Here is a 12,600-nt window from a genome sequence, read left to right as displayed (position 1 = left end):
CTATTTTTAAGAAAGAAATCGTGATTTTACTACAAAATATATCCTTTGGGTTTCCGGGAGGCGATCTGCTATTTAATCATACCAATTTATCAATACAGGCCCACACCAAATCTGCTTTAGTGGGGAGCAACGGCATGGGGAAATCTACCTTGCTGAAAATAATGGCTAAAGAAATACAGCCGCTGAGCGGAAATGCAGCTATTCAGGGTGAGATTTTTTATGTGCCCCAAATGTTCGGTAATTATAATCACCATACCATTGCTGAATGCCTGAAAATTGATCAAAAGCTACATGCTCTTCAGAAAATAACGGAAGGAGAAGTTGATGAAAAGTACTTTGAAATTCTGAATGATGACTGGGATATTGAAGAACGGTGTCAGCATGCCTTACAGTACTGGGGACTTCAGGATTATGAATTAAATAAGACCCTTGAGGGGTTAAGCGGAGGACAAAAGACCAAAGTATTCCTGGCCGGAATTCAAATCAATCAACCGGATATTGTCATATTGGATGAACCTACGAACCATCTTGACCTGGAGGGTCGAAAATTGTTATATGACCTGATTGATAAAACAAACGCTACTGTAGTTATTGTCAGTCATGACAGAGCTTTGCTGAATCTTGTCGACATTATTTTTGAATTAAGCAACCAGGGAATTGCGGCGTATGGTGGGAATTATGATTTTTATGCGTTGCAAAAAGAAATTGAAGAAGAAGCTCTCCACAATGATATTCATGCGAAGGAACGGGCTTTGAAAAAAGCAAAGGAGAAAGAACGGGAAACCTTAGAGCGCAAACAGAAACTGGATGCAAGAGGAAAGCAGAAGCAGGAAAAATCAGGGGTGGCCAGAATTATGATGAATACCCTTAAGAATAATGCAGAGAAAAATACTTCCAAACTGAAAAGTGTTCACACGGAGAAGATAGGCGGGATTTCAGGAGATCTGCGGGACTTACGCTCCTCATTAAAGAATTCTGACCAAATGAAAGTCAGCTTCAGTGATTCCAAATTACATTCAGGTAAAATTTTAATCAGCGCAGAAAATGTGAATTTCAACTACGGCGAAGCAGCGCTTTGGAAAGAAAATTTGAGTGTTGAGATGAGAAGCGGAGACAGAATCTCATTAAAGGGGTCAAACGGATCGGGAAAAACAACACTGATCAGGCTTTTACTCGGAAAACTTGAACCTTCTGTTGGAAAGGTGATCACGACGGATTTTAGCAGCATTTATATTGACCAGGAATACTCCCTGATCGACCATGACTCAAGTATTTATGGTTTTGTTCAACAGTTTAACGACCGTGCATTACAGGAATCCGAGGTGAAAACATTCCTGTCAAGGTTTTTGTTCGGTAAGGAAACATGGGATAAAAAATGTGGAGTATTAAGTGGGGGAGAACGGTTGAGGCTACTTCTGTGCGGACTGTCCATCAGCAGTACAGCGCCCGATATGATGATCCTTGATGAACCTACGAATAATCTGGATCTGCAGAATGTCGAAATTTTAACAAATTCGATTAAAGATTACCACGGGACTCTGGTTGTTGTTTCCCATGATGAAGTTTTTCTGGAAGAGATTGGTATTGACCGGGAAGTGATCCTAAACTAGCAGGTGAAACCGGCTTTTCACAGATTTTGTATAATGTGCAAGGTATTCATTGGGAACGGGCTTTAGCCCGTTTTTAACATAAGGCAACGTTCCGCCGGCTTTAGCCAAAACTTATAAAAATAAGTCCTGGATATCAATTTCCAGGACTTTGCTATTTGAAAATTATTTTTTCTAAACAGGCTGCTCTTCCAAGATCCTATGATTTTATGGCGAAAGCGATCTCAATGAATAGTGGGCAAACGTTAATTATTCCAAAGACGGGCTATTTTACCTGTAATTCGCCTGCTTTATTTTACTCAGAATCATATCTGTTTTTTGGTATAGCTCATAATCTCCTGAAAGCTCTATCAAAGGGGTATTCATAGCAGACAGCCATTCAAGGTGGGCTTTTAAAGTTCTGTTGGCAATGCCGGTACTGTGATCATAATCTTTAGCCCATTCCATGAACTCTTGAAATTTTCTTGCCATTTCCGGATTAGTTATAATTTCATCACCATACCTTTCATATTCTCTCTTTCTCAGCCTTTCCAATCTAAGTTAGGAGGCAGATAGAGAAATATAACCAGATCGAATGCAGGAAAAACATTTTCACCCCAATGAATGATTGAGCCTCCGAAAATCCAGCTTTCAGCAGTATGAAGTAGATCCGAAACAATTGCATTCCTTATTTCAGGACTTTGTCTCTCCGTAAAAGGCATATGGGTCTTAAGCCAGAAAAAATCATCGCTGTCTAAGTATTCAATATGGAGTTCCTCGGACAATGCTTTCCCTAAAGTGGTAACTCCGGAACCTGACGCCCCGAAAATATGGATTCTCATGGCTTTTTAATTTTATAAATCTGTACGATCTTCTAGCCCTACAATCCAATTATAGATTTCCTTCAGTACTTCTTCCCGTATTTCTTCATTCAAAATCTCATGTCGCATATCAGGATATATCTTTGCCTCTACATTTTGAAAACCGTCTGCTTTTAAGTTGTTGACCGTCTGCATCACTCCTTTTCCAAAATCACCGATCGGATCATTCTGCCCGCTTACGAATAGCAAAGGGAAGGACCTGGAGATAGAAGCCGCCCAGTTTCTTGCGGTAGCCTTTTTGTAAATGGTAAACAGGGTATAAAAAGCATTATGGGTAAACGGAATTCCACAGAGTTCATCCTGTTCAAAATTTTTCCTGTTTTTAGAGTTCACGCTGAGCCAGCTTGTATCACTGAAATCTCGATCCCTTTTAAAATGCTTGTTATTGACATTCGTAAAAACAGAATTCAAAAAAGTACGATGACGAGGAGCGATGGCATTGGCTAATGATAAATAACCTCTTAATAAATCTATTCCCGGCAAAGGTCCGCCGGTTCCTGTAATGACCGCTCCTGCAAATTTACTGCTGGCTTTTTGAAGAAGACAGCGCGTAATAAAAGATCCCATAGAATGTCCCAAAATAAAATGAGGAACATCCGGATACTGCTCTGCAAGATGATCAGCCATCATTTCCGCATCTGCAATCAGTCTTTCATCCGGTTTGTTGAGTTGGAAAAAACCGATCTCTTCTTTCTTTTTAACAGATTTTCCATGTCCCAGATGATCATACGTCAATACAGCGATTCCCCGATTGGCAAAATATGCTGCTATCTCTGCATATCTTCCGCTGTGCTCCTGCATGCCGTGAACAATGAGTAGAGTAGCTTTTGCTGTTTCTGGAGAGAACAGAGTGTGGAAAAGTTGGGACTCACGGTTTATTTTTGATGGTAAGTATGCTGATGTTTGGGATATTGGCATAAGAGCTTGTTTAGATGCTAATCAAAGATAAGGAATAAAAGAAGTTTTTTTATTAACAGAATCTATTCCTCCTTTTTAATTGATACTGCCCATAATTTTTTATCCAGATTATATTTGTTTTGTATGCTTATATTGGGAATAGTCCAACCAAAATCAGTTTGATTTGCATAAATAATATTTATTTTATTGATGATATTTAATGTATAAATCTTATCTTTTTCAAAAAAATGATCTCCATAAAACTCAGGGCATTTTACTATAATAGGAATTGTTTTATCTATATAGTTTTTTATATTTGAGTCAATGATTTCAAATTCTATCACTGTAGCATAAGCGATATATCCACAACCTGGAGGAAGAGAAATATCACTTACTATTTTTCCGGTCAGTTTGTATTTTCTGCTTTCCATTCTTTTGGGTGAAAAACTCAAAGAAGTCCCCAGAATAAGTATAAAAAAAAGTAGATAAATGTTTTTCATTGGAATTTTAAATTATATTAAACTTCTTCGGAAAGCATAAAACCACAATATGTGTATAATTGTTAATCAGTTCAACAAGAAAATTAAGAATCATTTCGGCCGAATTATTTATATTCATTCTTCATAAGGTAATATATCATCATCTTCGTATCTAAATAATTTTAACATCTGTTTTTCAGCTTCTATTTCTTTTGAAATTTCTTGTATAAGAGCAATTATTTCATGTTGAGATTGATTTAAAGTTATAGCATCAATTGTATGACTATTGTCATTAAACCAATAATGAATTTCTAATTTTTTAGAAAGTAAGGGGTTGGGAATTATCATTATCGCTATTAGTTTTTGTATTTTTTTAATAAATATAACAAATTATCAATTAACGTTATATAATTCAAAAAAATATTATTTCTCAAATTTTAAAATTCCTGCCTTACTCGAAAATAAAATCCACCTAGAATTTGCTCACCCAATTTTTTAAAAGTAATTTTGCACGAATCTAAAAACAAAAGTAAAATATGTCAACTTATGTAGTTGTAGGTCTTCAGTACGGAGATGAAGGCAAAGGAAAAATCACGGATGTTTTATCAGCAAAATCGGACTATGTAGTGCGTTTCCAGGGTGGAGACAATGCAGGGCACACGGTTTATGTAGGAGATGAAAAATTCGTTCTACACCTTCTTCCTTCAGGAGTTCTTCAATGCAAAGGGAAATGTATCATTGCGAATGGAGTAGTGGTAAACCCTAAGTCTTTCATTAGAGAAGTTGGTCAGATCGAGAGCAAAGGTTTGAGAACGGACCACATTTTTATCAGCAGAAGAGCGCATGTGATCATGCCTTACCACATCCTTTTGGACACTTACCGTGAAGAGGAACACGGAGGAACCCAGATCGGAACTACCAAAAAAGGAATCGGACCTTGTTATGAAGATAAAATAGCAAGAGTAGGGATCAGAATGGTAGACCTTTTAAATCCTGAGATTTTAAGAGATAAAATTGAGAAAAACTTAAAAGTTAAAAACTCTCTTTTTGAAAAATATTACGGAAAACCAACTTTAGATGTTGAAGAAATCTACAATGAGTTTTTAGAGATCGGAAAACAGCTTCAGGACAGAATCGTTGATACGGAATTAGAATTAAACGAAGCGATCCAGGAAGGAAAGAATGTATTGTTTGAAGGAGCCCAGGCACTGATGCTTGATATTGACTTCGGAACCTATCCATATGTTACTTCGTCTTCTCCATCTACAGGAGGAGTTTGTACGGGAGCAGGAGTTCCGCCAACTTCACTTCAGAACTTAATCGGGGTTGCAAAAGCATATTGTACAAGAGTTGGAAACGGACCTTTCCCATCTGAGCTGGATAATGAGTTAGGTGAGAAAATCAGACAGATTGGTGGCGAGTTTGGAGCTACAACAGGCAGACCGAGAAGAACAGGTTGGTTAGACCTTGTTTCCTTAAAGCATGCTTGTATGATTAATGGGATCAATAACTTAGTGATTACGAAATTAGACGTTCTTACAGGCATTGAAAACCTTAAAATCGTTACTCATTACAAAACTGAAGACGGAAAAATCATTGATTATTTCACTTCATCAACTGAGAAATTGTATAACTACGAACCTATTTACCAGGATTTACCGGGTTGGGAAGAAGATATTACAAAAGCCAGAAGCTATGATGAACTTCCTGACAATGCTCAGAAATACATTGAGTTTATCGAAAAATATTTAGGAATCAATGTATACCTGGTTTCTGTAGGGCCTGAAAGAAGCCAGAACATTATCAGAAAAGAATTATTCTAATATTCCTGGAAAATAAAATAACAAAGAGACTATCGATTGATGGTCTCTTTTTTTTGTTTAAAATTAATGAGATATGCTGTTTTACTGATTGTTTATTTAGGACTGCACTAAGTGATTCAGAACTAATCTTTTGCTAAGCTATTTGTATTTATGGTGCTTATTGTTTTCATCAGAACTGAAACTCTTTTCCTGTATAGATTTTCTATGTAAAATGTTAAAATTTAAACCTTATCATAATTTTTTTTAATATTATGTTATTTCGGCAATTTTTTGGCAGATCTTTTGATATTGAAACAATGCTTATCGATAAGAACTAAAAAATTAATAATCATTTTTTTAACAGTTTAAATAGTAGTAGTGATGAAATACCAGAATCAAAATCAGGAATTTCGTTTTAACGAAGTTCTTTTTGAGCACCGCAACAAAGAATACGGCGCTTATGCATTAAGAAACGAATCAGATAAAATATTAACCAAAGCACTTTTTGTAGGAGTAAGCTTATTGGCTGCTGTGTCCATTACACCTTTTGTAATATCAGCTTTCAAAGTAGAAGCACCTTCAAAGACACCGGAAGGAGTTGTGATTGATTTTACTCCGGTAATACCTGATGAGCCGGTTACTCCCCCTGTGAAAATTGAGCCGGTTAAACCGGTTTCACCCCCTGATGTGAAAACGTATGACAGCACGGTTCCCACCCCTTCCCGTAATGCTCCGGATAATGTTCAGAAAGATCCTATTCCGGATGATGCTGTGGCAGGCTTGGATACCAATCTAAAAGGTAAACCCGTAAACAGTGACTCCTATGTTCCGGCTCCTCCATCTGTAGGCACAGGACCTGTGATTCATACGGCTCCACCAGCTGTTCCTCAGCCGGTAGACAAAAATAAAATTGAAACAGAACTTAGTGTTGAAGCTAGTTTTACAGGAGGAATAGATTCATTCAGAAATAAAGTAATGAACAACTTCGATGGTTCAGGATTTGAATCAGAAGATGTAGTAAAAACGACAGTTACCTTTATTGTGGAAATGGACGGAACTATTTCAGGGGTAAAAGCTAATGGAACCAATGCCGACTTTAACAGCGAGGCCATGAGAACAATTAAAAACATCTCAAGTAAAGGAAAATGGATTCCTGCAAAAAATAAAAAAGGGGAAAATGTAAGAAGTTATTTCAAATTTCCCATCTCCATGAGGTTTGAATAATCAGTACTAGAATATATTTTAAAAGTTATCCACAAAGATTTTTTTTTGTGGATAATTTTTTTGAATGTTAAAGTGCTTATTAACAATATTTTAACTCAATTTTGAATTTCTCTATTCACCGAGAGCAAAGAAAAAAGTGTATTTTTGAAACTTAAAGTTCGAATAATGGCAAAAATCATAGGTATTGCTAATCAAAAAGGAGGTGTTGGTAAGACTACCACCGCCGTAAATTTGGCAGCAGCATTGGGAGTATTGGAAAAAAGAATATTAATCATTGACGCTGACCCCCAGGCGAATGCTACATCAGGTCTCGGTGTGGAAGATGTTCAGTATTCTACATATAATCTATTGGAGCACAGTGCAGATACGAGAGCTTGTATCAAAAGAACTGCGACTCCGAACCTGGATATTATTCCATCACATATTGACCTGGTAGCGGCAGAAATCGAATTGGTAGACAAGGAAGACCGTGAATATATGCTTAAAAAAGCATTGGCAAGTGTAAGAGCAGATTATGATTATATCATTATCGACTGTGCGCCGAGTTTAGGTCTTATCACGGTCAATGCGCTTACTGCGGCAGACTCCGTGATTATTCCGATCCAGTGTGAATACTTTGCATTAGAAGGGCTTGGAAAGCTTTTGAACACCGTTAAAAATGTTCAGAAGATCCATAACAAGGATCTTGATATTGAAGGCCTTCTTCTTACGATGTATGACAGCAGATTAAGATTGTCCAATCAGGTTGTGGAAGAAGTTAACCTGCATTTCCCTGAAATGGTTTTTGAAACGATTATCAGCAGAAATGTAAGACTGAGTGAAGCTCCAAGTTTTGGAGAAAGTATCCTGAATTATGACGCCGAAAGTAAAGGAGCGATACAGTACATTCAGTTAGCAGAAGAAGTTCTTTTAAAGAACGAAAATTTAGTAAAAAATTAAATTAATAATAAATGGCCGGTAAGTGAATATTCACATCACTTGTCAGACATCATTTATCAATTATATCTATGAAGGACAAAAAAAGAGCTATGGGACGCGGCTTGGGAGCCATTTTAAGTGCAGAATCTAAAGCAATGATTAATTCCGCTACTGATGAAGGAGCAGATAAATTTGTTGGAAATATTGTAGAAGTGGCCCTTGAAGATATTTATCCGAATCCGACGCAGCCAAGAACTTATTTTGATGAGAAAGCACTAAATGAACTCGCACAGTCTATCAAAAACTTAGGCGTGATCCAACCGATTACCCTGAGAAAAGATGGTGAGAAATTCGAGATCATATCGGGGGAAAGACGTTACAGAGCAACGAAAATTGCAGGGCTTACGACTATTCCTGCCTATATCCGTTTAGTCAATGACCAGGAGCTTCTTGAAATGGCTCTTGTTGAAAATATCCAGAGAGAAGATCTTGATGCGATCGAAATTGCCCTGACTTATCACAGGCTTTTGGAAGAAATTGGCCTTACCCAGGAAAATCTGAGCCAAAGAATCGGAAAAGACAGAAGTACGATTACCAATTCAATCAGACTCTTAAGGCTGAACCCGGATATTCAGAATGCAATCAGAAGCGGTGAGATTTCCGCAGGACACGGCAGGGCCATCATCAGTCTTGAAAATGAAGAGGATCAGCAGATTCTGTTTGATCTGATCATCAAAGAAAAACTGAATGTCCGCCAGGCTGAACAGGCTGCTGCCGCATTAAAAAATCCAAAATCTCAGGCAGCTAAAAAAGCAAAAGCGGAGCTTTCCAATAACTATAAAAAAGCCCAGAAGACGATTGCTGATATCTTAGATGTAAAAGTAGAGATCAAAGCATCCGGAAATGGTAAAAAAGGTAAAATTGTTCTGGATTTCAAAAACGAAGAAGAGCTGGAATACATTTTGTCTCATATTAAATAATGAAGAAAATATTTTTCACATTTTTTTTAAACCTCACGGTACTGGCTTATTCACAAGTCGGTCCCATTGATACTGTCCGTTTGCAGACAGCTCCGAAAGAAGAGGTACCTGCGGTAAAACCAGGGAAAACTGAAGCTAAAATAATTGCCGACCTGGAAAAATCCAACGGACCTACCAAAAAAACAATAAAACTGAATCCTACCAGAGCCGGATTGTATTCAGCGGTTTTACCGGGATTGGGACAGTATTATAACAAAAAATACTGGAAGATTCCTATTGTATGGGGTGCGGTAGGTGCCGGAGTAGGTATTGCCGTCTGGAATGATAATCAGTACAAAAAATACCGTGAGTATTACATTGCCAAGCTTAATGGTACCCCTAACGAATTCGTAGACAGCCATCCATGGCTGGATAAAAAAGCTTTGGGAAATGTACAGGACAGGGCAAAAAGACAGAGAGATTACGCGATTGCTATTACAGGGTTGATCTACATTCTGAATATTGTGGACGCAGTAGTAGATGCCCATCTTTATGAAAGCCGTCATGACCCGGATTTATCTTTTAAACCTACAGTGATTCAGGATCAATATGGATATGATCAGCCAAAGACAGGATTAAGCTTAAGTTATAGATTTTAAAACATATCAAATTATAAAACAGAAAAACAGCATATGAAAATAGCATTAGTTGGATACGGTAAAATGGGAAAGATCATTGATGAGATCGCACAGAAAAGAGGACATGAAGTAGTTGCCCGCCTGAAACAAACACCTACTGCTGAAAATCTTAATAATCCTGATGTTGTCATTGAGTTTTCCCTTCCGGAAGTCGCTTTTGAAAACATTAAAGCCTGTCTTGAAAATAAAATTCCGGTCATCTGCGGAACTACCGGATGGCTGGAGAAAAAAGAAGAAATAGAAAAACTGGCTGTTGAAAATGATACCGCATTCCTATACGGATCCAACTTTAGTTTAGGGGTAAATTTATTTTTTGCACTTAATGAAAAGCTTGCCGATCTGATGAAAAACGTGGATGAATATTCATGCCAGTTGGAAGAAATTCATCACATCCATAAAAAAGATGCACCCAGTGGAACCGCAATTTCCATCGCAGAAGGCATCATTAATAACAACCCGAAATTTGATGCATGGAAGCTGGAAGAAACCCAGGGAAAACAGCTTGGAATATTTGCTGTACGTGAGGATGAGGTGCCGGGAACCCATAGCGTTTTCTACCGAAGTGAAGTGGATGAAATTGAAATCAAACATACCGCTTTCAACAGAAATGGTTTTGCATTAGGCGCTGTAGTCGCTGCAGAATGGATTAAGGATAAGAAAGGAAATTTCGGAATGAAAGACGTTTTGGGACTTTAATTTGTAACAAATTCTTTAAATTGCAAACTAATAACAGAAATGATGAATAGTGAATTGTCAATAGCGTAAAGCTGTTATCATTGATTACTCATCATTTTATCATTTTATATTATCAGAATAGGCAAAAAAATTTATGAATTATTTTTTAACTTATACAGTATATGTTCTCATTCTATCCGTATTAATGGGAATTTCAACTTGGAAGCTGTTTAAAAAAATGGGGTACAGTCCTCTATTGGCATTTATACCCTTCTACAATTATTTTATTATCCTAAAAGAAACAAAACATCCGAAATGGTGGGCAATTCTATCGTATCTTCCGATCGTAGGACCTATCATGATGTCTGTTTTCCATCTTTATTTAATGAAAAAGTTCGGGAAAACTCTTTTCAAGGACCAGGTTCTTACAGTGATTCTGCCGTTTATTTATATGGCTACTGTCAACTATTCCAATGCAGAGCTGGAAGATGAAAATGCCAATGACCTTTTTCTTACCGATGAAGAAAAAAATGCAAAAAAGAAAGATACCTTTTTGGGATCTATTACTTTTGCCGTTGTTTTCGCAACCATCATCCACGTTTTTGTAACTCAGCCGTTCGGAATTCCTACAGGATCAATGGAAAGAACATTATTGGTAGGAGACTTCCTTTTCGTTAACAAATGGAGCTATGGATACAGAATGCCGATGCGTCCTTTAGCCATTCCTTTCCTTCAGGGAACCATTATGGATACAGGACAGAAAGGGAATCCGAAAGATGACCCGAAATCTTATGTAGATGGGGTAAAATTACCTTATACAAGAATTTTACAGTTCAACAAACCACAGAAAAATGATGTAGTTGTTTTCAATTATCCTCAGGATTCTGTACACACAGCGATCGACAGAAAAGATCCTTATGTAAAAAGATGTGTGGCTACAGCTGGCGATACCTTCGAAGTGAGAGGAGGAAGGCTTTTTGTCAACGGAAAACCTGAAACTGTTTTAGGAGACCAGGAAGTACAGCATAGTTATACCGTAATTGCAAGCAGTCAGTTGGATATTCCTGCTTTGTACAAAATCTATGGGTTCTTGCCCGTTCGTGAAGAGGAACACAATGGAGGCTATGTTTATGGTTTTCAGGGGCTTACCGATAAAATTGCGAAGGAAATCAAGCAACTCCCACAGGTGGTGAGTATGAATGAAAATATTAATACTAAAGGAGAATCTGCTATAGCTTACAAGGACGAGCTAAGAACAAAAATTGATACTACACAATCAATTTTCCCGGTGAACAAACCTTGGAACCAGGATTGGTACGGTCCGTTAAGAATTCCTAAAAAAGGAGATGTCGTAGCGATCAATGCTGAAACACTTCCTATGTATCAGTGGATTATTTCCGAATATGAACACAACAGCCTGGAGAAAAAGAACGGAAAGATCTTTATCAACGGAAAAGAAACGAATCAATATACAATTCAGCAGGATTATTATATGATGGTTGGAGATAACAGGGATGCTTCTCTGGATGCAAGATTCTTTGGTTTCGTTCCTGAAGAAAATATTGTCGGGAAACCGATGTTTACGTGGCTGAGTCTTCAGGGGGCGTTCAAAGACGGAAGCTCTACGTACCAGGCACCATTCAAGATCCGTTGGGACAGAATGTTTAAAGCAACCAATACCGGAGAAGCCAACAAAACTTCTTACTGGTGGATTGCTGCAATGATCTTGATCCTGTTTTTCGGATGGGAATATTTTGTAAAATTATTCAGAAAGAAAAACACAGAAGACGAGTTGTAAAATAAAATTAAACTTAAAATAGAATGAAGTATTTGAAAAAATACTTCATTTTTGCATTATGAATATGAAGAATGTTTTATTGCCGGTTTTTTATATGCCGCCGGTTTCATGGTTTTCAGTGTTTTTGAATGCTGAAAATGAAGTTGTATTTGAACAGTTTGAAAATTTTCCAAAACAAACCTATAGAAACAGGGCTAATATCTACGGTGCGAACGGAAAGTTATCATTGATTATTCCCATTAATCACAACGGGAAAAGAGAAATGAAGGATATTGAGATTTCTTATAGAGAAGACTGGAGAGGCCTTCACTGGAAGTCAATCAAGACCGCTTATCAGAGCTCTCCCTATTTCGAATATTATGAAGATAAGTTCAGAAAGATATTTGACCTGAAAGAAAAGTTTCTTCTGGATTTTAACCTTAAAGGGTTAGAAGTCATCCAACAGATCCTTAAAACAGAAAAGGCACACTCTTTGAGTGAAGAATATATCAAAAATCCTGAGAGTGTCAATTTCAGAGAAAAGTTCCCGGCAAAACTTCCATCAGAATTTGAAATGGAAGACTATTACCAGACCTTCTCAGATAAATTCGGATTTTTGGAAGATTTATCGGTTCTGGACCTTATTTGTAACAAAGGCCCTGAATCTTTGACTTATATAAAAAATATTAAACAATCATATTAAC

14 protein-coding genes are annotated in these 12,600 nt (G+C 37.3%); 9 read left to right on the top strand and 5 right to left on the bottom strand.

All coding sequences use genetic code 11. The features are described from left to right. The first annotated feature begins 20 nt into the window (after window positions 1-20). Window positions 21-1,610 (top strand): ABC-F family ATP-binding cassette domain-containing protein, encoded by a 1,590-nt coding sequence (locus MUW56_RS03570; protein ID WP_292011898.1) that lies wholly within the window; start codon window positions 21-23, stop codon window positions 1,608-1,610. A 267-nt stretch (window positions 1,611-1,877) separates the two neighbouring features. On the opposite strand, the gene MUW56_RS03565 is transcribed toward MUW56_RS03570, so the two are convergent. From MUW56_RS03565 to MUW56_RS03545, 5 genes are all read right to left on the bottom strand, one after another. Next, complete coding sequence (locus tag MUW56_RS03565) at window positions 1,878-2,078, bottom strand: hypothetical protein (protein ID WP_292011897.1); 201 nt, start codon at window positions 2,076-2,078, stop codon at window positions 1,878-1,880. 50 nt (window positions 2,079-2,128) lie between these two features. Then, on the bottom strand, window positions 2,129-2,428 hold the full coding sequence (locus tag MUW56_RS03560) for a hypothetical protein (protein WP_292011896.1): 300 nt from the start codon (window positions 2,426-2,428) through the stop codon (window positions 2,129-2,131). A gap of 12 nt (window positions 2,429-2,440) precedes the next feature. Further along, the gene (locus tag MUW56_RS03555) at window positions 2,441-3,385 is read right to left on the bottom strand and encodes an alpha/beta fold hydrolase (RefSeq protein ID WP_292011895.1); all 945 of its coding nucleotides are present in this window, start codon (window positions 3,383-3,385) and stop codon (window positions 2,441-2,443) included. A 62-nt stretch (window positions 3,386-3,447) separates the two neighbouring features. Further along, on the bottom strand, window positions 3,448-3,864 hold the full coding sequence (locus MUW56_RS03550; protein WP_292011894.1) for a hypothetical protein: 417 nt from the start codon (window positions 3,862-3,864) through the stop codon (window positions 3,448-3,450). Window positions 3,865-3,978: 114 nt separating this feature from the next. Continuing rightward, window positions 3,979-4,191 carry a hypothetical protein gene (locus MUW56_RS03545; RefSeq protein ID WP_292011893.1) on the bottom strand — a complete coding sequence of 71 codons (213 nt, stop codon included), beginning with the start codon at window positions 4,189-4,191 and terminating at the stop codon, window positions 3,979-3,981. A gap of 188 nt (window positions 4,192-4,379) precedes the next feature. Here MUW56_RS03545 and MUW56_RS03540 point away from each other — a divergent pair, with 188 nt between their 5' ends. The 8 genes from MUW56_RS03540 (at window position 4,380) to MUW56_RS03505 (ending at window position 12,599) form a co-directional block, all read left to right on the top strand. Next, window positions 4,380-5,666 (top strand): adenylosuccinate synthase, encoded by a 1,287-nt coding sequence (locus MUW56_RS03540; RefSeq protein ID WP_292011892.1) that lies wholly within the window; start codon window positions 4,380-4,382, stop codon window positions 5,664-5,666. Window positions 5,667-6,026: 360 nt separating this feature from the next. Beyond that, entirely contained in the window at window positions 6,027-6,869 is an 843-nt protein-coding gene (locus tag MUW56_RS03535) for an energy transducer TonB (protein WP_292011891.1), read from the top strand. A gap of 165 nt (window positions 6,870-7,034) precedes the next feature. Further along, window positions 7,035-7,808, top strand: a complete 774-nt coding sequence (locus MUW56_RS03530; RefSeq protein ID WP_292011890.1) for a ParA family protein — start codon at window positions 7,035-7,037, stop codon at window positions 7,806-7,808. 68 nt (window positions 7,809-7,876) lie between these two features. Then, window positions 7,877-8,767 carry a ParB/RepB/Spo0J family partition protein gene (locus MUW56_RS03525; RefSeq protein WP_292011889.1) on the top strand — a complete coding sequence of 297 codons (891 nt, stop codon included), beginning with the start codon at window positions 7,877-7,879 and terminating at the stop codon, window positions 8,765-8,767. Beyond that, entirely contained in the window at window positions 8,767-9,405 is a 639-nt protein-coding gene (locus tag MUW56_RS03520; protein WP_292011888.1) for a DUF5683 domain-containing protein, read from the top strand. The genes MUW56_RS03525 and MUW56_RS03520 overlap by 1 nt, the downstream gene beginning before the upstream one ends. 33 nt (window positions 9,406-9,438) lie before the next feature. Continuing rightward, window positions 9,439-10,140 (top strand): 4-hydroxy-tetrahydrodipicolinate reductase, encoded by a 702-nt coding sequence (gene dapB, locus MUW56_RS03515; protein WP_292011887.1) that lies wholly within the window; start codon window positions 9,439-9,441, stop codon window positions 10,138-10,140. A 133-nt stretch (window positions 10,141-10,273) separates the two neighbouring features. Beyond that, the gene (gene lepB / locus MUW56_RS03510; protein ID WP_292011886.1) at window positions 10,274-11,917 is read left to right on the top strand and encodes a signal peptidase I; all 1,644 of its coding nucleotides are present in this window, start codon (window positions 10,274-10,276) and stop codon (window positions 11,915-11,917) included. 64 nt (window positions 11,918-11,981) lie between these two features. After that, complete coding sequence (locus tag MUW56_RS03505; protein WP_292011885.1) at window positions 11,982-12,599, top strand: WbqC family protein; 618 nt, start codon at window positions 11,982-11,984, stop codon at window positions 12,597-12,599. Window position 12,600 lies beyond the last annotated feature (1 nt).

The sequence above is a fragment of the Chryseobacterium sp. genome (assembly GCF_022869225.1).
Lineage (GTDB): Bacteria > Bacteroidota > Bacteroidia > Flavobacteriales > Weeksellaceae > Chryseobacterium.
The sequence above is the reverse complement of the archived record's forward strand: the minus strand, read 5'-3'. Positions and strand labels throughout refer to the sequence as shown.